Origin of the sequence: Mycoplasma enhydrae (assembly GCF_025779955.1) — a bacterium.
Lineage (GTDB): Bacteria > Bacillota_I > Bacilli_A > Mycoplasmatales > Metamycoplasmataceae > Metamycoplasma > Metamycoplasma enhydrae.
The window spans coordinates 47765-70859 of record NZ_JAOXHI010000001.1; the positions used below are offsets into that span (position 1 = coordinate 47765).

Annotated in this window: 17 protein-coding genes and 2 tRNA genes; 3 read left to right on the top strand and 16 right to left on the bottom strand. The window is 26.4% G+C overall.

Annotation, left to right across the window (positions count from 1 at the left end; translation table 4 throughout):
* Nucleotides 1-118 precede the first annotated feature (118 nt).
* Nucleotides 119-1630, top strand: a complete 1512-nt coding sequence (gene gpmI, locus OF364_RS00235) for a 2,3-bisphosphoglycerate-independent phosphoglycerate mutase (RefSeq protein WP_263773887.1) — start codon at nucleotides 119-121, stop codon at nucleotides 1628-1630.
* Between the two features lie 119 nt (nucleotides 1631-1749).
* Here gpmI and OF364_RS00240 read toward each other — a convergent pair.
* From OF364_RS00240 to OF364_RS00255, 4 genes are all read right to left on the bottom strand, one after another.
* Nucleotides 1750-1826 (bottom strand) — tRNA-Arg (locus tag OF364_RS00240).
* Between the two features lie 8 nt (nucleotides 1827-1834).
* A tRNA-Cys gene (locus tag OF364_RS00245) sits at nucleotides 1835-1909 on the bottom strand.
* 340 nt (nucleotides 1910-2249) lie between these two features.
* The gene (locus OF364_RS00250) at nucleotides 2250-3167 is read right to left on the bottom strand and encodes a primosome protein (RefSeq protein ID WP_205851238.1); all 918 of its coding nucleotides are present in this window, start codon (nucleotides 3165-3167) and stop codon (nucleotides 2250-2252) included.
* Nucleotides 3168-3182: 15 nt separating this feature from the next.
* A complete protein-coding gene (locus OF364_RS00255) occupies nucleotides 3183-4058 on the bottom strand; it encodes a DnaD domain protein (RefSeq protein ID WP_205851237.1) in 876 nt (291 codons plus the stop codon).
* A 380-nt stretch (nucleotides 4059-4438) separates the two neighbouring features.
* Here OF364_RS00255 and dnaE point away from each other — a divergent pair, with 380 nt between their 5' ends.
* Entirely contained in the window at nucleotides 4439-7408 is a 2970-nt protein-coding gene (gene dnaE, locus OF364_RS00260) for a DNA polymerase III subunit alpha (protein WP_263773888.1), read from the top strand.
* Nucleotides 7408-8292, top strand: coding sequence for a 5'-3' exonuclease (locus tag OF364_RS00265; RefSeq protein WP_263773889.1), 885 nt, complete (start codon nucleotides 7408-7410; stop codon nucleotides 8290-8292). The genes dnaE and OF364_RS00265 overlap by 1 nt, the downstream gene beginning before the upstream one ends.
* A gap of 88 nt (nucleotides 8293-8380) precedes the next feature.
* On the opposite strand, the gene OF364_RS00270 is transcribed toward OF364_RS00265, so the two are convergent.
* From OF364_RS00270 to OF364_RS00325, 12 genes are all read right to left on the bottom strand, one after another.
* On the bottom strand, nucleotides 8381-9532 hold the full coding sequence (locus OF364_RS00270; RefSeq protein WP_205851234.1) for a DUF2179 domain-containing protein: 1152 nt from the start codon (nucleotides 9530-9532) through the stop codon (nucleotides 8381-8383).
* 87 nt (nucleotides 9533-9619) lie between these two features.
* Nucleotides 9620-14509 (bottom strand): valine--tRNA ligase, encoded by a 4890-nt coding sequence (locus tag OF364_RS03045; protein WP_318529860.1) that lies wholly within the window; start codon nucleotides 14507-14509, stop codon nucleotides 9620-9622.
* Entirely contained in the window at nucleotides 14509-15516 is a 1008-nt protein-coding gene (locus tag OF364_RS00280; protein WP_205851233.1) for an ECF transporter S component, read from the bottom strand. The genes OF364_RS03045 and OF364_RS00280 overlap by 1 nt, the downstream gene beginning before the upstream one ends.
* A gap of 65 nt (nucleotides 15517-15581) precedes the next feature.
* Entirely contained in the window at nucleotides 15582-16688 is a 1107-nt protein-coding gene (locus OF364_RS00285; protein ID WP_263773891.1) for a YihY/virulence factor BrkB family protein, read from the bottom strand.
* Nucleotides 16678-18093 carry an Asp-tRNA(Asn)/Glu-tRNA(Gln) amidotransferase subunit GatB gene (gatB, locus tag OF364_RS00290; protein ID WP_263752356.1) on the bottom strand — a complete coding sequence of 472 codons (1416 nt, stop codon included), beginning with the start codon at nucleotides 18091-18093 and terminating at the stop codon, nucleotides 16678-16680. The genes OF364_RS00285 and gatB overlap by 11 nt, the downstream gene beginning before the upstream one ends.
* Nucleotides 18086-19411 (bottom strand): amidase family protein, encoded by a 1326-nt coding sequence (locus OF364_RS00295; protein ID WP_205851231.1) that lies wholly within the window; start codon nucleotides 19409-19411, stop codon nucleotides 18086-18088. The genes gatB and OF364_RS00295 overlap by 8 nt, the downstream gene beginning before the upstream one ends.
* Nucleotides 19401-19703 (bottom strand): glutamyl-tRNA amidotransferase, encoded by a 303-nt coding sequence (locus OF364_RS00300; RefSeq protein ID WP_205851230.1) that lies wholly within the window; start codon nucleotides 19701-19703, stop codon nucleotides 19401-19403. The genes OF364_RS00295 and OF364_RS00300 overlap by 11 nt, the downstream gene beginning before the upstream one ends.
* A 9-nt stretch (nucleotides 19704-19712) precedes the next feature.
* Nucleotides 19713-20546, bottom strand: a complete 834-nt coding sequence (locus OF364_RS00305) for an RluA family pseudouridine synthase (protein WP_263773892.1) — start codon at nucleotides 20544-20546, stop codon at nucleotides 19713-19715.
* Entirely contained in the window at nucleotides 20539-21162 is a 624-nt protein-coding gene (scpB, locus tag OF364_RS00310) for an SMC-Scp complex subunit ScpB (RefSeq protein ID WP_205851228.1), read from the bottom strand. Before scpB ends, OF364_RS00305 begins: the two co-directional genes overlap by 8 nt.
* Nucleotides 21152-21964, bottom strand: coding sequence for a segregation/condensation protein A (locus OF364_RS00315; protein ID WP_263773893.1), 813 nt, complete (start codon nucleotides 21962-21964; stop codon nucleotides 21152-21154). The genes scpB and OF364_RS00315 overlap by 11 nt, the downstream gene beginning before the upstream one ends.
* Nucleotide 21965: 1 nt before the next feature.
* Nucleotides 21966-22766, bottom strand: coding sequence for a lysophospholipid acyltransferase family protein (locus tag OF364_RS00320; protein ID WP_263773894.1), 801 nt, complete (start codon nucleotides 22764-22766; stop codon nucleotides 21966-21968).
* A gap of 13 nt (nucleotides 22767-22779) precedes the next feature.
* Nucleotides 22780-23085, bottom strand: a complete 306-nt coding sequence (locus OF364_RS00325; RefSeq protein WP_205851225.1) for a 4'-phosphopantetheinyl transferase superfamily protein — start codon at nucleotides 23083-23085, stop codon at nucleotides 22780-22782.
* Nucleotides 23086-23095 lie beyond the last annotated feature (10 nt).

The following is a 23095-nucleotide window of genomic DNA, read 5'->3' on the forward strand; positions in this document are numbered from 1 at the left end:
TATAACATTTATTGATTCTAAAGGTAATTTTATTGATTTTGTACTCATTTATAAGGATATTATTGATATAACTCTATAATTTATTAGTAGAAATTAAATTTAATTATTGAGGAGTCAAATGAAAAAAAATCATAAAAAAATAATTCTAACAATAATAGATGGCCTAGGCCTTAGAAATGAATCACAAGGAAATGCTTACGCACAAGCTAAGCATCCTACTTTTGATTTGCTATTCAAAGAGTATTCAAATTCTGTGCTTCAAGCTTCTGGCGAATTTGTTGGGCTACCTAAAAATCAAATAGGTAATTCAGAAGTTGGTCATTTAAATATTGGCGCAGGCAGGATTGTTTATACAGGACTATCTCTTATCAATCAAGAAATTATTAATAATAATTTTGCAAATAATAAAGCTTTAAACTTTATGATAGATGACAGTCTTAAAAATAATAGAACTTTGCATCTATTAGGTTTATTAAGTGATGGGGGAGTTCATTCATATGATAACCATCTTTTTGAAATACTTAAATTAGCTAATCAAAAAGGTTTAAAAAATGTGTCAGTGCACATTTTTGGAGATGGAAGAGATGTTAGGCCACAATCTATATTTAGTTCACTAGAAACATTAAAACAAATGACTAAAAATTTTGGCTATAAAATTTCAAGTTTATCTGGTAGATTTTTTGCAATGGATAGAGACCAAATATTTGAAAGAAATGAATTAGCACTTGAGGCCATATTAGGTAAGTCTCAAAATATTTTTGAAAATATTGACCAATACATTAATAAACAGTATGCGTTAGATATTTATGATGAATTTTTTGTTCCGGCACAGGCCAAAGATGGGTTATTTTTAAAAGAGAATGATAATGTTATATTTTTTAACTTTAGACCAGATAGAGCAAGGCAGTTAAGCCATTTAATATTAGATTCACAACTATTTGAATATAAGCCTAAAAACAAGATTAAAATTAGTAATTTCTGTTCTTTAATGAAATATGAAGGAATAGATTCACTAGTTGCTTTTGAAGAAATGAAAGTAACAAATCCAATTGGTAAAGTTTTAGAAATAAATAATTTAAAACAACTTAGACTAGCGGAAACTCAAAAATATGCCCATGTAACGTTTTTTATGGATGGTGGCAACGATATAGAATATCAAAATGAAAGCCGAATTCTAGTTGATAGTATTAAAGCGAATTCTTTTGCAGATTATCCTCATATGTCAGCTAAGGAAATCACTGATCAATTAATTGATAATATAGACAAAATCGATTTTGTGATTATGAATTATGCAAATCCTGACATGGTTGGTCACACTGGTAATTTAAAAGCTACAATTAAAGCAATTGAATTTTTAGACACTCAATTTGCCAGAATACTAGAATTAATTAAAAATCGAAATGATATAACTTGATTTATTACTGCCGATCATGGTAATGCTGAATTAACAGAAGATAAAAATGGTATGCCTGCAACAAAACATACAACAAATCCAGTTATGTTTATTTCTAGTGATAAAAATATAAAACTGCTAGATGGCTCGCTTTGCGATGTAGCTCCGACGATACTAGAATATCTTGAAATAGATAAACCAACTGAAATGACTGGAAAAAGTCTATTAAAAGTCTAAAAATAATCTTAACTAAATACTTTTCAAAAAAAATAAGGCTTGCAGGGTTTGCAGCCTTTTTTTAAACAACAAAAAAACCTCTTAAATTAATAAGAGGTTAATCAACGATTATTACGATATGGCGCGCCCGGCAGGAGTCGAACCCGCAACCTTTTGGGCCGTAACCAAACACTCTGTCCAATTGAGCTACGGGCGCATATAAAATGGAGCCACCAACCGGATTCTAACCGGTAATCAAGGTGTTGCAGACCTATGCCTTAAACGTTTGGCTATGGTGGCAACAGATATTTGTAATCGCATGTAAATTATACGATATTTTGTTTTATTTCCAACAAAATTACTATTAAAACTAAATATTGTTTATGGCTAATTATTGTTTGTATTTTATAGCTGATTTTTTAGGATAAATTACTAGAAAAAACATTTAAATGGCTTTCTGATTGAAGGGACTCATACTATCTTAATTATTAAAATATTTTCTTTTATAGAAACTTAAAATTGGGTCTTTAAAAAATAAACATGCTTGTGGGTAGCATGTTAATATATTTTTGGAATATAGTCTATATTATAATACATTAAATTATTGTTTTGACAATTTATTGCTAAATTAGGTGTTTTTTTAATTATTTATGACAATTTTTAAGAATTCATTTCTGATAAAACCTTTAAAAGTTCTTTCAATATCATTAATTTTACTATTATTGTAATAATACTTTATTAATATTTCATTTTTAATACTGGTTATTTCTTTAGTAGAAGAAATTAAAACAGGTTTTTGGTTTTTTATTCTTGCATCAAATACTTCTAATAAAAATTCTAAAAATCATTCTTCCTTTTTTCCAAATGAAACATTATAAATACTCAAAATATCAACTTTAGCTAAGTTGAACAATACATTGTTTCTTTCTTCTTTTGACATTTTTAGATGTCTTTGGAGGTCATTGGCATTAATTATTGCTACTGTTTTATCAAATTTTATAGCATTGTAAATTGCAATATATTTGATAAACATGTCTGCATTTTTATTATCTATACTAAAGAATCATAAATTATTTACCAAACTCCCTTCTTTCATGGAATCATTTAAAATACTTTTAATTTTGTTGTTTTCTTCCGTTTCCACTAAATGTTCAATAAAATCTTTAAAAATTATTTTGGATGCAGAAAATACTTTGGGATTAGTATCCATTTCAAAGTATTTGATTACTAAATGATCAAGAGGGGTAATATTAGTTAATTTAAAATTATTTATTTTTTGGAATTTAACAAAATCAGAATCTGAATCATATTTTTCAGCTAAAAGTCCATACTTATCAACAATAAGCTCGTATTGTGGTTTTTTTTGATGTTTTTCAAGATAGTCATGATACCTTTGTAAAACAATCATTCCTTTTTTAATTTGTTCCTCGCTTAAGCTTAGTCTCTCAATTTCTTGTTTAATAAAATCTTTTGATAAAACTTCTTCGGTTAGTTTATCTACACTATCTTTTAAAGTCTCATATTCACCAAATTCCATTTGCTTAATATCATCAGCCATAGCTTTACCTCCCTTCTAATCGTCTCAACTTAAACCATCTTCACTGTAATCTGAAAAATCCCAAGTTCTTTTTTGGCTTGTTTTAGTTATTATATTATTTTTATTTTTAAATTGCATAGCTTCCGATAGTTCGCTATCGATTAAAGAAGAATCAAAAATTCTTTTTTTAGCAAAATCAAGTGCAATTTTTTCAATATAACTACATACTATTGAATTGTTTATATTAACTGAATAACGAATAAAATAATTGATTGCTACATCATCGAATTTCAAAGCTCTAATTCTTTTTAACATTAGCAATTGACTTGGACTTAATTCTTTTTTAGTTAAAAAATGAATATATTCAGCAGAATTTAGATTATTAATCATGTGAGATTCGTCATTTATCATAAAATCTAAACAGTTTTGATTTTTAAAAAAAACTTGATTTTTATCAAACATATCAAAAAACTTTTTAGATACATCATTCATTTGTGAAGCATCATGAAAGTATGCTGCATTATTTTTAATAAGATTCAAATATTTGTTTTCTCCCAATTTAGAAATTAACAATTCTGAAACTAATTCATTTTTAGCTATCTCATTAGCATTTAATGGTTTATTTAGTTTAATTAATAAATTACCTTCCAAATCTTGAAAAGTTTTTAGTAAGCCTATTGCTTCTAATTTATGACGAGCATTTATTAAATTATTTAAATCTAAAACCAAAAATTCTGAAGTTTCTGTTAAATCATATTTTTTGGTTCTATTTAAATTATATAGATCATAAAAATGGTGATAAAGGCTAATACCATCTAAACCAATAATAGGAGAATAAAATGTTCTAATATTAACTAAATCTTTAGATGTGATATCTTCAAAACTATCAACAAAAAATTTAATTTGATTCATCTTAGCCTCCTCTGGTTTTTTAAATTTGCTAAACATAATTGTATGAGACTAAACCAATAGAAAGTCTCATTTTTTATATTTTTTAGAAAATTAAAAAGTTTTGTCAATTTTGTTAACAAATCAAAAGTGCGTTTACAATTTAGATTTAGAATTTTTTATAAAAAAAATCGAGTTTTCTACATAAAATTGTCAATATTTTTAGTTTTTTCAGGCCGTTTTGTTAACAAAAAAACGATTTTTTAAAATATTCAACAAAGATTAAGATATAAACTGATATTTGACTAAAAAACGCTTAATTTAGAAAACAAAATTCCACACCAAAAAAGCGGAGTTTTTTGCGTTATTAATATATTAAATTATTATTTATTTATAATTAAAATATGAAATTATTTAACCTACATTTAAATACAACTTTTTCTTTTTTAGAAAGCACAATTACCGTAGATAATGCAATAAAAAAAGCTGTTGAAGATAAAGCAGAATACCTTATTTTTAGTGAAAAAAATAACTTTTTTAGTTTAGCTGAAGCTAATAAAAAATGCCAAGAAGTGGGTATAAAACCTGTTTTTGGGCTAGAAATAAGCACTAAAATAGATAATTTAGTTTTTGATTACAATTTATTTGCTAAAAATCAAAAAGCTTTTGAAGAATTAAAAGTTATTTCATATAAGTTATTATCAAATGAACAATTAGATATACAAAAATGTATCCAAGAATACCCAGATATTATTTTTATTGAACACCCGCATAATAGTTATTTTAAGCAAACTGGAAAATATATTAATAAACCTAATTATTTTATTGGTTTATCTTCAAGTGAACTTGGAGAATACAAAAACCAATTAAGTGCTTTCAATTTCGTTATTTTTAATAAATTTAATGCTTTAAACTATGGAGATTATTCAATTTTACAATTATTAAAAAAAATGAACTCTCAAGATCAAAAAATTATTATTGAAGAATCTTTGAATTTTAATTTAGATTCAAATGATATATCAATAATAAGTTTAATAAATAAGACTAATGAGCTTGTAAAATCATTATATTTTCCAATTGAATATAAAAATTATAGTTTGGCTAAATTCTCAAATCCTGAGGGTCTTAGCTCAAAAGACTATCTAAAAAAACTTATATCTCAAAAAATCAAAAGTTTAGGTCCGGTAAAATGAAATGAGATTTATCAAAAAAGATTAGTACATGAATATTCAATAATAACAAACTTAAAATTTGAAGATTATTTTTTAATTATGCAAGACTGAATTAGTTGAGCTAAAAATAATAATATATCAATAGGTCCTGGAAGAGGTTCTGCTGCCGGATCATTAGTTAGTTATTTATTGGGTATTACTGAAATAGATCCCATTAAATATAATCTTATTTTTGAAAGATTTTTAAATCCAAAACGAATCAACATGCCAGATATTGATGTCGATGTCCAAGATGATAAAAGAGATCTGATAATTAAATATCTTGTTGATAAGTATGGTTATGATAAGGTTGCTAACATCGTGACATTTTCAACATTAGGTAAAAAATCAGCAATTCGTGATGTACTAAGAGCATATGAAATAGAACCAAATAAAATTAATAAAATTTCTAAACTGATTTCTCAAAATGATATTTCACTTCAAGAAGAATTGATTAAAAATATTAGTTTAGTAAAAGAATTAGCTCAGCTAAAACCGGATGATTCTACTTTCAAAGATAAAATTGTAGAAGAAACATCAAAAATATCTGGTTTTTATCGCCAAAGTGGAACACATGCTGCTGGAATTGTTATTAGTTCAGAAAAAATAATTAAATCGGTTCCCACTTATAAGACTGATGATAATATTCAACAAACCCAAGTTAGTATGGAATTTTTGGAAAATTATGGATTAATTAAAATGGATATTTTAGGCCTTAAAACTCTAACCACCATTAAGGAAATTGAAAGCAATATTGAAAATAAATATAGTTTAAAAATTAATTGAGAGCAAATTGATTGTAATGACCAAAAAACTTTTGAATTATTATCTAATGGCAATACTGCTGGAATTTTTCAAGTAGAAAGCCCAATCATGATTAAGGCACTTAAAAAAATTAAGGTTGATTCTTTTGAAGATATTGCAACAATTATTTCCATTAACCGTCCTGGACCTATTTCTCATTTAAAAACATTTTCAGATCGTAAGCAAAAAATAGAACCTGTGCCATTAGTTTCAAAAGAATATGACAAAATAGTGGCACCTACTTATGGAATAATTGTATATCAAGAACAAATCATGGAAATTGTTCAAAAAGTAGCTAACATGAGTTTCGAAGAAGCAGATCTGTTGCGAAGAATTATTTCAAAGAAAAAGTCCAGTGAAATGGAAGCTATTGAAGAGCAATTTATATCTAAGGCTATTCAAAATAAATATGATTTAAAAACAGCTAAAGAAATTTTTAAAAACATTTCTAAATTTGCTGATTATGGCTTTAATAAATCACATGCTATAGCTTATGCTATGCTTACATTTAAAATGGCTTATTTGAAAGCTAACTATCCACTTGAATTTTTTACTTCATGTATTAGTTCTGCAAATGGTGCTCAAACAACTATTTCTAAATATGTAAATGAAGCTAAAAAAATGCACATTGGCATAATTAGTCCTAATATTAATCTATCTTGTGCAAATGCAGCAATTCATGATAATAAAATTGTTTTACCTTTAAGTTTAATTAAAGGTATAGGGCCAGAAATAATAAAATTAATTGAACAAAATAGACAAGCCAATGGAACATATAAGAATTTCTTACATTGTATATTCTGTTTATCACAAATTAAATCACTTGGAAAAGCCACATTAGAACTCTTAATTAAATCTGGCGCTTTTAGAGATTTTAATTTAAGTCAAAAAACAATGCTTTCAGAAATTGATCCTAAGTCTGATTCAACTATTTTTATTAAACAAAATATTCAAATTAATGCCAGCCAAATTATGAATAAAATTATTAATTTTGAACCAGAAAACATTTATGAAGATGATGAAGAATTACTTCAACAACAAGAAATTGATATACTGGGCCAATCATATAATTATTATCCTACTTCAAAATATGAAATAGATGGTTTAAGATTAATTGATGCTAGATTAAATAATGAATACATTATGGTAGTTAAATGTATAAACTATAATTTTGGAACAGATAAAAGGAATAGAAGTTATCAAAAGCTTGATTTTCAAGACTCTAGTTATCAAGTAGTTGCTTTTTCATATTTAAAAGATATGGATTTATCTAATTTAAAAGATAAAATAGTTAAGATTAAATTCGTTAAACGAGATGACAACATAATTAATTTAAAAGATTGAAAGGTGCTTAAATAATGAAAGAAAGAATACTAATAGTGGATGGCACATATTTAGCCTATCGATCTTTTTTTGCAATAAATAATAGTGCTGTGGCACTTAGCAATGATGAAGGTTTTTCTACTGGAACAATTTTAGTTTTTTTTAAGACTTTATTTACCCTAATAATGGAACATAGAACTACTAATGTTTTAGTAGCGTTTGATGCCAAAGGTAAAACCTTTAGGCACCAAATCTATGAACAATATAAAGATGGTAGAGCCAAAACTCCACAAGAGTTTTATGATCAAGTTAAGATAATTAAAGAATTATTGGCATTAATTAATATTTTTCATTATGAAATTGAAGGTTTTGAAGCTGATGATATAGTTGCTAAAGTTTGTAGTCAGTATCCAGATAACTATAAATTAATTTTTTCAGCTGACCAAGACCTAAATCAACTAATAGATAAAAATACAAGCATAATTAAAAAATATAAAAATAATATTATTATTCTTAATGCATACAATTTTTCAGACATATATGAATTTGAACCTTGACAGGTTGTTGATTATAAGGCAATTGTCGGTGATAGTAGTGATAATTTCTTTGGTATTAAAGGAATAGGTCCTAAATCAGCGGCCAAATTATTGTATGAATATAAAACATTAGATAATATTTATGCCAATCTAGATAAGCTTAAACCTAATATTGCCCAAAAATTTGAAGAATATAAGGATCTTGCTTTTAGAGACCAGAAAATAGCAAGATTAGTAACCAATTTTGATATACCTAATTTATCATTAGATTCAACTTCTATTTATAATTTAAACCTTAGTGAAGAAGCAATTGAATTACTAGATAAATATCAATTAAATAGCATAAAACAAAAAATTGCTTTTCTAATTAAAAAATTACATTAATAAAGAACTAAAAAACTGAGATATAAAAAGTTAACAGCAATCATCATGTGTTAACTTTTTTTAACTTAATTTAAAATTAATCTGTTTTTTAATGAGTTACAAATATATAACCATCTACTTTTTTAAGCTCTGTTACAACAACCAGAGCATTGGGGTCGTGTTTAGTGATAATATCATTTAAAATTGCAGCATCAAGGAACATACAAACCACTACTAGAGATTTTTGTTCCGCTTTGGAATAGCCACCGATGAAATTATGAATACTTGTTTGAAATTTATGTGTTGTTAGACTATTTATATTTTCTAAAATCAATTCTAATTTTGAACTTATAACTTCTACTTTAACCATTTTGAACTTAGGAAATAGAATTGATAATAATCAACCGTTAAATAGAACCATAAATAAGCCAGCTACAAATGAAGGAGAAAAGTAATTTTGTAAATTTCAATTTTTTTCTTGTAAAGCAAAGGGCATATAACTACCAAAGAAGTTAGCTATTAAAAATGAAACTAAGTGTAGCATCATAAGTATTCCACCAACATCTTTGTATTTCTTGTGTGATAGGTATACACTTAACATATCAAATCCACCAGAACATCCATCAATTATTAATAACAATCAAGTAAATATGCCTTGCAAAGCGCCTCAAACTAATGCATAAAAGAATATCGCATATCCACTTGGTTTAATGTTTAGTCATGTTAAAAGTCCATGTTCTGATACAAATCCTGAATTGTGAATAGCTTTGCCTATTGGTAGTGTATCTGCATTATTACCACCAAAGATCATTAACTGTGAAGTTCCAGGAATATTACTTACTATTAATCCTGAAATTGAAACTGCCACCATAAATATGATTGTTAAGATTGCAAATTTCTTAGAAATTTTTTTATATGATAAAACAAAAAGAGGTATATTAGCAAATAAATTGAGCAATCAAAATATCAAATTATAAACAATATTAGCACTAGCAACACTACCAACAACTAAAAAATAATTAGTAAATCTAGCTATGGCTTGACATATTGCTGCTATGCCCATTTCATATAATCCAGTTATTTGAATAAAGAAATATTGAGTAGTTCCAAATAATAAACCGATTAAAATAGTTAGAAGTATTTGAATATTTGTATTTTTAATTCGATACATTGAACCAAAGCGTAATAAAGATTGTTTTACTTTAGCCCGTCGAATTACTTTTTGTTCTTGCATTATTTTGTTTTTGTCATTTTTTTTCATATTGTATTAATTATAAATAAATTGTTAACTGGCAATAGAATAAAGTTTAAAAAGCAAGCCAATTCAATGAAATGGCTGCTTAAATTATTATTTATTTTTTTGCTCTAATTGTTTTTTATAAAACTCTAAGTTCTTTTTATGCTGCTCTAATTTTGCTTGTTTTTGACTAATCATTTCTGGTTTAGCTTTAGCTATGAAATCTGGATTATTAATATATTTTTCGTTAAATTCAATTTCTTTCATCGTATTAGCGATTAATTTTTTAAGCTCCAAAATCTCTGATTCTCTATCTTCTTTTCTTTGACAAATAAATATTTCACCAAAAGATGATTTAATTGAAAAATCTTCATTTTCTTTTCAAATAAAATTAGCTAATTTTGAAACAATTGTGTGTTGTGATTCACTTAGTTTTATATCTTTAATTGAATATTCTAGAATATTTGATTTAGAAATTTGTTTTTCTTCACGGTATTTTCTTAACAACGTAATCAATTCTATTAAATTATCAATTGTATTGGTTTTATATTCTTCTTCAATAGAGTATTTATTTAAATCGGTTTCTAATATTTCTTCATTATATATAGTTTCAAATAAATAATCAGTTAAAAAAGGCATATAAGGGTGCAAGACAATTAAAATATCTCTAAATAAATAATGAATAAAGTAATCATTTTTCTTGAATTTTAAAAACTCTAAATATCAAGATGAAAATTTATTGATTATAAAATCATATATATGTTTATATACAATGCTAAATTCATAATTTTTCATTGCTAAATCAATGTTGGTTGTCATGAAATTAAATTCATCTAAGATTCATTTATCATATTTATCTAAAAGACTAAAATCTATTTTTTCAGCTAGATTTACTGGTAATGGAGATATCAATCTTGCAATATTTCAAAACTTATTTAAAAATAGTCTTGATGCCTTAATTTTTTCTTGACCAAAATTTAAATCCTGACCTGGGCTAGTATTGAATACTAAGGCCATTTTTAGTACATCTGAACCATATTCTCCTATTACTTCAATCGGATCAATTCCATTACCTAATGATTTAGACATTTTTTTACCTTTTGAATCTCTTACAATTCCATGTAATAGTAGTTCTTCAAATGGTTTTTCATGCATAAAATGTAGGCCTTGGAAATACATTCTTGATACTCAAAAGAAAAGAATATCATAAGCTGTAACTAATAAATTAGTTGGATAATATCTTTTAATTCTAGCACTATTTTGAGGTCAACCTAAAAACATAAATGGGGCTAGTCCAGAGCTAAATCAAGTATCCAAAACATCAGTTTCTTGTTCTCAGCCTTCGCCAGGGCTGTTTTTTTGAACTAAAACTTGGTCATCTTTATATCAAGCCGGAATTCTATGCCCTCATCAAATTTGTCTACTTATAGTTCAATCATGAATATTTTCCATTCATTTAACTAGATTATCCTCAAATCTTTTAGGTCTAATTTTAATACCATTTGTGCTACTTAAATGTCTTAGTAAGTCTTCTGATAATCCTTGCATTCTAACAAATCATTGTTTTTTAACAAGTATTTCGATTGGTTCTTTAGATCTTTCACTATAACCAACATTAGAAACAATGTTTTCAGTTTTAGAAATATAACCATTTTTTTCTAATAACTTAACAACTAGTTCTCTTGCTTCAAAACGGTCTACACCTTCTAAAGCACCTGCTAATGAATTCATCTTACCTTCATCATCAATACATTCATTAATTAATAGATTATATTTTTTGATAATATCGATATCATCAGTAGCATGAGCTGAAACTTTCATAATTCCTGTTCCAAATTTTAAATCTATTTTGTCATCTGAAACAATAGGAATTTCTCTTTTTGTTAATGGATGTACTATTAATGAGTCTTTTAAAATACTAAATCTTGGATCCAGGGGATTAAGCGCTAAAGCAACGTCTGAAAACATTGTTTCAGGTCTTGTGGTGGCAACAATTAAATATTGGCTAGAATCTTTAATTGGATATTTAATATAATACATTTTTTGTTTTACTTCAGTTGGTATAACTTCAATATTAGATAACGCAGTTTTTAGCTTAGTATCTCAACTTATTGGTTTAGTATCACGATATATCAATCCTTCATTATATAAATCAATAAATGCTTTCATAACCGCTTCATTAGCTTCATCATCAAAAGTAAATCTTTCAGCACTATAATCTAAAGCTAGACCAAGCTTTGCTCATTGTTTATTAATATTTTCAGAATAAACTTGTTTTCATTTTCAAATTTCTTTAATGAACTTGTCTCGTCCTAATTTATATTTATCCGTTCCTTGTGTTGCTAAATGTTTTTCAACAACGGCTTGGGTTGCTATTCCTGCATGATCTTTGCCAGGAACTCACATAACGTCATACCCTTTTAGTTTTTTGTATCTAATAATAGTATCAGCAATATAAGTGTCCAAAGCATGTCCTATATGCAATTTGCCAGTTACATTTGGTGGTGGTAAAATAATTGTAAAAGGTTCTTTGGATAAATCATGATTAATGAATGCTTTCATGTCTATTCATTTTTGGTTTCTTCCTTCTTCTACAATAATATGATTGAAAGTTTTATCCATTGTCCTATCCTTTCTATTATTTTTAGCCATATCACTATAATCAATAAGTCCGATATCATTAAAATTACTTTGATCAAGTGATTCTTTATTTTTAACTTTTACAGTTGATTCGACTTTAAATAGTTTCTTTAGTTGTTCATTTTGAATTTGGTCTACTGTTAGTCATTTAAATAATTCATCTCACTTACATCAAACAAAATGATCATCATCAATTTCATAACGAGATATATTTCTCAAGTTTTTTAAATTTTTAATATAATCCAAATAAATGCCATCATTAGGTTTAATTTCATTTAACATTAATTTTAATAATGGATTTATTGGATTTTCTAGAACTTTTTTGGTTTTACCTTGTTCAATAACTCTGGTGTCATTAATAATATATATATCACTTGTAAATTTTTTGGCAATTGAAATATCTTCAAGGAAATAAATAGCTAATCCTTGATTATCTAAAATGTATGAATTTAGTTGATTAATGATGTCAAATTGAAGCTCTTTTTTAAGTCTATTTATGTTAGGTCCTAAAATTACTAAACTAGGTTTATTTATTAGCATTTTTTGAAACTCTAATCTTACCTTTTCTTCTTCTGTTAAATAAGATAAATTCATGGTTAGTTTATCTAAAGAAATATCAGAGTTGGTTAATATTTTATAAATACTTGATTTTAAAACCAACTCAAAAAACAGGTCTGCTTTTTTATTATTTGAATTTTCAATAAATTCTTTGAATTCAAAATATTGGTTAAATAAATTAAACAACAATCTATTTAGTTCATCTAAATCATATACTGCCTTTGTAAAAGGTTTCATTAATGAAGAATTAAGTTCTTTTAATTCCTTAAATTGAGAAGGATCATTATAAAAGATATCTTTTAAGAGTCTTAAAATTCTTTGCTTGATATATTTTAAATTACCTTTGTTTTCTCAAAAGATTGGGGAAGATTCATGAAAGTATTTTTTAGCTTCAGATTTTACTTTTTTACCCTCTGTATCAATATTTCAATGATACTCAGCTTGTTTTTCTAAATAATCATATTCATATTGCTTTAGTTGCGATACATCGATTAAATTATCAGTGGTATTATTTAAATTAATATCTTTTAATAAAACTTCTTTGGTTATTTTTTTATCTTCATCTTCTTTAAAATACTTGAAACGATCTAGATAAATCTTTGAATTTTTAGAAAACATTGAATTTTCAAGTACTTTTACTCTTCTTTTTATGTTTGCATTTGATTTATTAGAATCAACTGAGCTTTGAATCTCAAAAATCATTGAATCCTTTAGGTTGTTCATATCTTGAACAAAATTTATAAAAGCAGTTTTATCTAAAGATACAATTTGTGAGTGGTATTTTTTAATAAACTTGTAATAGATTTTTGCAAGATAATAACGTAGAAAATGATGTAAGAATGCTTCATTTCGTAAATGTTTAGATAATTCATATCTAGTAAACTTGATTTCTTGCTCGAAGTTCTTTTGCAGTTTCAAATAATATTTTTTAATTTCTATTTTTTTAGAAAACTTAATTTTAGCTTTTTGAAAAGCTCTTTTTATACGGTTAAAAAGCGAATTAGTGTTTGCTCTTGACTTAATTTGGTTTTTACGGCTAAATACTTCCAAATATACTTTTTTGGCTTGCTTGTATTCTTTATATTGCAATAAAGATTTGCCACTATTGTAATTTTCAATTGTTTTTTCTAAAAAAATAAAAAATTCTTTTTCATTATATTGAATTTTTTCAATGATTTTTCTAATTAAAGTGTTAATTTCTTGAATTGCCTGAAGTTTTTCATCTAATTTGAAACTTCTAATATTTTTGATATAAATTTCATCTAATTTATTTTTTAAATTTTGAATTAATGGTCTAATATCTTGCTGTAAATTTAAATTTATTTTGAAATAATTAAGTCCTAAATGAAATCTAGAATCTTGATAAATATTTGTTCAGTTGTTGTTAAAAATATTAGTTAAAGAAGCAATAACTTCATTGCCTCTTATATATTTTTCTAAATATGAAAATACTGTTTCTTTTGTTTTGGCTTTAAATAAACTTTCATCATTAAAGCCATATGATATATTTTTCCGATATTCAATATCATTAGCAATTGAACTAAACTCTTCTTGGTCTTCAAGTTTATATTCAATATACCCTTGATATCTATAAGGATTTATTTTATTATCAATTAATAGTTTAAAAAGCATGGCGGTGGTTTCACTTTGGTTTCCACCTAAGATTCCTAAAATTGAACTTTTATTTAATGATAAATTTGTTTCATGAATTAGGGGCTTATAATGAAAAAAACCACCATCATTTTGGCGAATAATTTTCTTTAAATTAATAAGTCTAAGTGCAGTTATTTTTTTGTCTTTCATTAGAACCTGTCGCCTTCTTTTGATCTAACCAAAGAAGATACAACTTTATAAGTAGCTAAAATAATAGCTAAGTTAAAAAATATTTTAATAGGACTAGTTAATGTTTGAGCTGTAAAGTTAACTCAAAAATCTGTTTTAAGCGTGGACGTATCTGCTCAGGCTAATAATACAGTATTAACTAATTCCAAAACAGCACAAAAACTTATTATTGCCATAACCTCAATAAAGGTTTGATATTTTTTACGTAATAATAATCTATATACAACAACAAAAACAACCATTCCAATAAATCCAGAAGTTGTTAATATTAAATAAAAATTACGATTTTTTATAAAACGGTTATGTTCAAAAATCGAACTATCTAATTTTGAAAATATAGCAATTATAATGAATATTTGTATAGCTAATAAAACAACAGTGGAAATAAATGAAAAGTTAACCATTGCCGTAGGTTTTTTCTTTGTTTCTAAAACAATTATTTTTACTTCATAAAAAGCAATTTTTTCAGAAAAGTATTGTAAATCTTGTGAATTGCCTTTTGCTAAAGCTTCAGCAAATTGAATCTTAAAGAATTCAACTCTTTGTTTGTATTTAAAAATACGATAATTCTTAGAGAAAAATAACTCGTTCATATTAAAGAAATAATATGCTGCTATTCCTGGAATAAAACCAGCAACAGCAACTGCCAATGTATAAAGAAAGTTATAGTAAGTTGGCACTAAAGCAAATGAAATAAAATCAGCCAAAATTCCAGTTATAAAACCTACAACTGGTCCAAAAATAAATCCAGTTATTTTAATTGGTAAACCAATGAAACTAAACTTAAATGCTGGCAGCGCACTGATGGGTAAAATTCTAACTGAGATTAAAAAGAAGACAACTGATATAGCAATCAAAACACCCACAAAAGCTATTCTTTTTGGGTTTCATTTTCGATATGATATATTAGTTTGAGATCTAAGCCAATGTAAATAATGCGTTAGACCTCCGGGCATTTTCGAGTCCATTTTTCTCCTTTATAACATATATATTATATGTTTAACTATAAAAATTGTTATTAAATAAACTTAAACTATATTTTTCTGTTACGTCTAAAAATGCTTGTTTTTTCAATTGTTGGTAAGTTAATGAAAGTTTTATAAAAACTTGAATTAACAATTACTCCACTATATATAAAATATGCCATAACACTTAATAACAAAATTATGTACATAAATGAAGCTACAACTCCAAACTTTTTATAATCAATTAATGATGTTAATGATCCAAAAATTAAAATATAAAATGAAGTTGGAATAGCAGCGATTAATGAACCAGGATTTACATGAGCAAATTTTAATTTGAAGTTTGGTTCAAATTTAAAAAATAATAGAAAAGCTACATAAGTAATAAATGGTAGAAAAATTACAGTTGGTAATCAAAAAATTAATTGAAATTCTCAACGTAAGTCACTTAATTCTATCTCTTTAGCTCCTGTAATGGCTTGTTGGCTAAAGCCTTTATCTAAAATAAAGTTTAAAAATGAAGAAGTAGAAAGTAATAAAACTGTTAAAACACAAGTAATAAATACACTAGTTACAAAACCTTTTATTCTTGTTTTTCAAATTAAATTAGGTGATTTATGTTCATATAGAGCATCAAATGAAAAAATGAATTTTGCATATCCTTTTGAGCCTAATCATAAAATAGATAGAGTTAACAAAATAAATGCTGTTACTCCTCCGGCACTTGTTCAAACACTAGAAAAAGTTGGTATAACTTCTTTAATACCAGGTATTAGTTGTCCTAAAATAACAACTTTTATAATAACTTCTAGTTCAGGATTAATAGCACCAGCTATTCCGACAACTAAACCAAGAGTTGGTATAAATGATAAAAACAAATACATTGCATAACCAGCAGGAACAAAAGCAAACTCATTTGAATTTATTTTTGAATATGCTGAATTAACAATTTCCTTACCTTTTGTTTTAGAACCTTTTAAATAATTAGGTATCGCAATAAACAAAATACCGTAAATTATTCATTTAAGTACCTTTTCAAAAATGTTTTGTTTATTTTTATTTTTAACTATCTGTTTAGAAGATAATGAATGATAATTTTCTTTCTTATTTTGATCATTATCATCATTGTTACTACCTCAACCTGTTTGTAAGGTGTCTTTCTTTTTACGCCTCATATAACTCCTTCATTTTTTGATTTAATTCATTTATATTTGCTTTTCCCATCGTTTTTTTCATAACTTGTCCTGTCATAAATTTAGATGCTCTATTGGGATTATTTTTAAATTCATCCTTTAGGTTAGGGTTTTCATTAAAAATTTCTTGAATTATACTATCTAATGATAGATTTGTAGTTTTAATGAATAAATTATTAATTTCTATTATTGATTTTAAAGTCTGTTTAGGGTTTTCAATGTGTTTTTTAAGAACTAACTTTATATCTTTTTTATTTATTTTTCCATCTAATATTCATTGGAAAAAGTTGTTTTTATCTTCTTGATTTAAATTCAATTGATTTAAATCTAATTGTTCTGAATTTAAAAAAGAAACAAATTCTGAAAAAAAGATATTAACGTTTTTTTTGAAATCACTGGTACTTATGCTATCAACAAAATTGGCATATGCAACATTATTTATTAGTTGCGATATTTGCACTTGATTAAGTCCTAATGAGATGTATCTTTTTTCCCTTTCAAAAGGTAATTCTTCAATTTCAATTGAATCGATAATTTCTTTAGGCAAATCAATATAAGGGATGTTTGGATCAGGAAAGTATTTATAATCAATAGAATCAGATTTTGAACGCATAACAACTGTTTTTTCACTAGCTTCATCAAATCTTTTTGTTTGTTGTTGAACACTTTGATTATTTTCAAGAATCTTAATTTGTTCTTGGAACTCATAATTGATAGCTTTTTCAACATTCGATACAGAATTTAAGTTTTTTATTTCCACTTTTGTACCTAGTTTAGTATCAGCTGCTTGTTTTAAAGAAATATTTAAATCAACTCTTAAGCTACCTTCATTCATTTTGGCATCCGAAATATTTAAAGCAAGTGCTGTTTGTCTTATGGCTTCAACATAAGCAGATGCTTCTTTAGCAGAATGCATTACTGGTTTTGAAACTATTTCAATTAATGGTACTCCTGCACGATTGTAATTTAAATAAGTTAAATTGCCTTCATGCATTGATTTAGCAGTATCTTCTTCTAAATGAATACGTTCAATTGCTATTTGTTTTCAAGTATCATCAACTTTAATATTAATAATTCCGTTTTTGCCAATAGGATTAAATTGTTGTGTTATTTGATAACCTTTAGTTAAATCAGGATAAAAATAATTTTTACGATCAAATCTTATTTTTTGATCAATTTCCATATTTAGGGCTTTAGCTAATTTGATTGCTTTAATAATGGCTTCTTTATTAACTAGCGGTAAACTACCAGGATAAGCTAAATCAATGTGCGAGACATTAATATTTGCTTCATTAGTATATAAATTTGGTGCAGCTGAAAACATCTTAGTTTTTGTGTTTAGTTCTAGATGTATTTCAATACCAATTACTAGTTGTCACTTATTCATTATTTTCTCCTAATAATTTTTCTAAATATAAAGCATGACTAAACAGTTTAGTATCAGTATTAATTTTAGTGTCTATAGCAATATTAAAAGGCATATGGGTTTTTTCATCAACACCTAATTTCATTGTCAAAGAAGGATTGCCAACAAGATTAGCATAAGTTAGAATATAATCTAAATATGATTTGTATTTAGGTTTTTCATTAATTCTAGGAGCAATATCATTTGAAGCTGGATATATAAAAACATCAGCCATGTTATGAATATTACTAAAATAACCACTTAGCACACGGCGCATTTTTTTAGCTTTAACAAAATATTTTATTTGATTATCTTGTTCTAAAAAATATGAGCCAAGTATTAATCTAGATTGCACCATTTTACCTAAATTATTAGATCTAGATTTTATATATGAATCACTTCAGTTTTTGCCTTCAATTCGACTACCAAAATGAACTCCTGTTAAATTAGCTAAATTTGATGAAGCTTCTGAAAAGGCAATAACCTTGTAAACAACATCAATAGCATGTAACATTTTTAAATCTTCATCTATTTTAATTAACTGTACACCTTCTTTTTTTAATTTATCCAAAAGATTTTTATATGATTTTGCAATAGAAGGATTTAGTTTATCAAAACAATCTAAATAAGCAACTTTTTTGGGTTTATTTTCTTTGATGTCTGATAAATTAAAACTTAAGTCAATAGAAGTCATATCTTTTTGGAAATCTGGTTTATATAAAATAGATGAAATTTTAATAATATCTTGAATGGTGTGACCAAAATAAGCAACTGTGTCAAGCGAAGTAGCAAAAGCAAATAAGCCATATCTACTTATGGCTCCATACGAAGGTTTAAAGCCTATTTTTCCAATATTTGAAGCTGGTTTTCTGACAGAATCGCCCGTATCTGAACCAATGGCAAAATCTAAATCATCATATAAAGTGGCTGCTGAACCCGAAGAAGAACCACCTACTAGATAAGAATTATTTAAAGGATTCTTGATTAAACCATAAGCTGAATATTCACCTGAACCACCTAAAGCTAATTCATCAAGGTTAACACGAGCAACACAGGTTGAACCGGCTTCTTCTAATAACCTAATTACTGTAGATTTATAATTAGGTCTAAAATTTTCTAAAAATTTGCTTGAAGCTTTGCAAACTATATTTTTGTCTGCATAATTGTCTTTGGTTGTAAAAAGAGTATTCGCTAATAAACCATTTGTTTTTAATTTTGCTTCTTTAAAGATATGCGAAACAGCATTGTTGTTATCTTGCTGTAGTTTTTTAATAACTACTTCAATTTTATTATTTTTCATCAATTACCTTCTTCATAGTAACTAAATTGTTTGCTGTTGTTGAAGCGTTATTTAGCAATTCTTCACGTGATATTTTTGTTTCATGATTAACTTCATCACCTCTCAAATTTAAAAAAGATACTGGTTTTTCATTAATGTGAGAAAGAGGTTTTATATCATCTAAATTATATTCGTCCAAATCTTTTAATTCTTTATCGATTGATGCTAGTAAATTTCTAGCCATAATTAATATTTCTTCAGTTGGTTCTAACATTAAATTACTTGCTAATTCTTTCAGTTTTTGATCTGTCATATGAAACTCCTATCATTTTGGATGAGATATAAAAATTTGGTCATTATATTCGCTAAATTCTTCTGGTAAACCTAAAAACTTAATTGAATATGAATGTAAATATAATCTCTTGGCTTTTTGACCGCCATATTTAGTGTCTCCTAATATGGGACATTTTAAGTACTCAAGAGTTGCTCTGATTTGATGTTTTTTACCAGTTATAATTTGTGCATAATTTCGATTGCCATCTTTATAAAAAATGGTTCTTGCTTTAATTCCAAAATCTGGATTTACACGCATTTTTTCATTTTTTATATCTTTTTCTAATCTAACAGTAATATCAAGCTTGTTTTGATTAAAATCAGAAACAAATTGATAGACTCTTTCAAAATTATTTTGACATTCATCAAATACTACAAGTGCTTTATAGTTTTTGGCATATGCAACTATTCCACTGGTTTTTTTGTCTAATCTACCAATTGATGAAGGCACAAATGAAGAAGTTTTTTTGAAATTCAAATACTTATGTACTTGGTCATCTAAGCAATTTTCTTCAGAATGCATTGCAATATTTTTAGCTTTATCTATAATGAGTAGATTTTTATCTTCATAAATCAGTCTAAAATTAATTGAAGCTGAATTTTGCTTCTGGGTTTTAGAAACTTCTGATATACCATAAATGGTTATTTCATCACCTAGTTGTAATTTGTATTGCTTATCATTTGTTCGCACATTATTAACTTTAATGTCTTTTTCACGAAATAGTTTTTCAACTCTTGATTTTGGTACATTATCACAAACTTTTAGGACATATTTAAATAAAATTCTGCCAACATCATCTTTTTTGGCTTTAAATTTATTCATCGAAATCTTCTTCCCCAATTAGAACACCATCATTATTTGTATCACTTCTTTGTGAATCAAATAAATTAAATTCTTTGTCATCCATTTCTTCTTCAACATCTGAATAGCGACTGAATTCGGGAAATGGTGGTAATTCCGCTAAGGTTTTAATTCTAAAATAATCATAAAATTTATTAGTAATGCCATAAAGAATAGGATTACCAGGTGTAGAAGCAACACCTACTTCTTCAATAATTCCTTTTTCTAATAAACTAGCTACAATCCCATCACTAGCTACACCTCTAATATTTGAAATAATCGAACGTGTTACAGGTTGCTTATAAGCAACAATTCCAGCTACTTCAATGGCTGCATTAGATAATCTTTGTTTACGAACAATAGTCACCAACTCTGTTATGTATTCTTTAGCCATTTCAACAGTTAAAAACTTATACACATCATTGAATTCATATACTTTAATTCCACGATCCAAATTATTAAAATATTGTCTAAAGTCCTTTAGAAGTTTTCTTCCTTCTTGAACTGTATTTAGTTTAAATACATCTTTTATTTGTTCCGAACTAACACCTTCACTACCTTGAACAAATAATAGTGCTTCAATTATTTTATTTTTCATATTCTATTCCTTTTTTAAATGTGATTGTTCCTTCATCTTCGAGTTGTTCCATTACTAATATTTGTTGCCTAGCTAAATCCAAAACAGCTAATAGAGTGATTACAAAATGACCTATAGTAGGAACATGAAACACTTCAATAAACGATAAGCTATCTTTATGTTTAAACATTTCTATAATTCTTTGTTTTTGTTCCTCTGGACTTACTGCAATTGTGGAAATAGTAATATTTCTAACTAATTCAGAATATGTTCTTTCAAACATTTTTCTTAGTGTAACTACCAATTTAGAACTATTAGAATGCCCATCAAGAATGGAAGTGTCTAATTCTCTTTCGAAACCTTCAGTTTCCTCAGGTTCTTTTGAATATAGTTTTTGTCTTTTTTCTTCTTGTTCACGCAATAAGATGGAAATCTCTTTGAATTTTTCATATTCAGCAATTTGTTCTAATAAACGCTTTTTTTCTTGCTTAATTTCTTCTTCTACTTCAGGGTCTTGTAATAACATACGCGCTTTCAGTTGCAACAATGTAGCTGCCATAACTAAATATTCAGAAGCAATGTCAATTTCGTATGATTCTATATGCTTAATTATTTCCAAATATTGTGTTGCCAAGTCATATAAATCAACTTCAAAAATGCTAATATTTTTGTCTTTAATTAAAGTTACCAATAAATCCAATGGACCATCAAAATTAGCTAATCTAAAAATGTGCTTATCTTGATTTTCATCTAATGTAGGTTTTGTTTCTTCGTGTTCTTCAAAAGAAATCTCATTAACTACAGGTTTTTTTATTTCATCCATATTAATTTACCTTTTGTTTTCTTTTTGTATAAGCATTTTTAATTGTTTCATTTGATCTAATAATTTGGTCGACATAATCTTTGGCAACTATTTCTTGCACTCATTTGGCAAAATCTTTTTTGTCTAATGTTTGAAACTGTTGTGGTTTAATAACTGAATGAAATTTAACATTTACGACCAATTTGCCATCTCTGTTGTTATCTAAGGCATTAGCTGCATTATTAATTGTTACAGGCACAACGGGAATATAAGATGATTGTGCTAATAAAAATACTCCTGCATTAAAATTGTTTAGTTTACCATCTTTGGTTCTTGTTCCTTCTGGAAAAACAATTCCACAAGTTTGATTTCTTTTAACATATTGCCCAAACTCTTTTAAAACTGCCATTGTTTCTTTAGGTTTAGCTAAATCAATGTAAAAAGTATCAATCAATTCACTAATTCTATAAATTGTTTTTTTGCTTTTTGCTTCCGACCTAGCAACAAAAGTCCCAAATTTAGATGTTTTTGAACCATCACCATGATTTCATAAAGAAGACATGATAATTAAGGGATCTAAATAAGTAGAATGATTTGGTGTTAATAAACAAGGTCCATTAGGAATATTTTCAAAACCTTCTACTTGAACTTCAATATTCAAGTGTCTTAAAATATTAGAACCATATTTGTGAATAAAGTGTTGCTTTTCAGCAAATTTATAATACTCTGGCATTCTTCTGTTTCTGCTTGCTTTTGATCTTAGCAAGTTAATGTTGTGTAATAGTGGTATTATTCTTAAAAATTTTCGTGTTTTTAGTTTCATTATAGTATTCTCCCTAACTTAATTTAAGTGCTACTGCAACTACATAGCCATCTTCATTGGTAGTTGATAATTGAAAATCATCATATATATATTTACCTGCTTTGGTTTTTGTAATTTGAATTTTGTTATATTCAAAAAGCGAATTATCAATTTTAAACAAACATTCTTTTATTGCTCAACGTGTTGCTAAAAAAAGCATTTGTTTTTGCTTATCTAATAATTCAAATTCAAAAATTTCCTTTGGGTGGAGAATTCTATTGATTGCTCTTTTTGACATTTTTTTAAAGCGCCTAATTTTGCTTAAATCAACAGAAATCATGCCTCTCCTT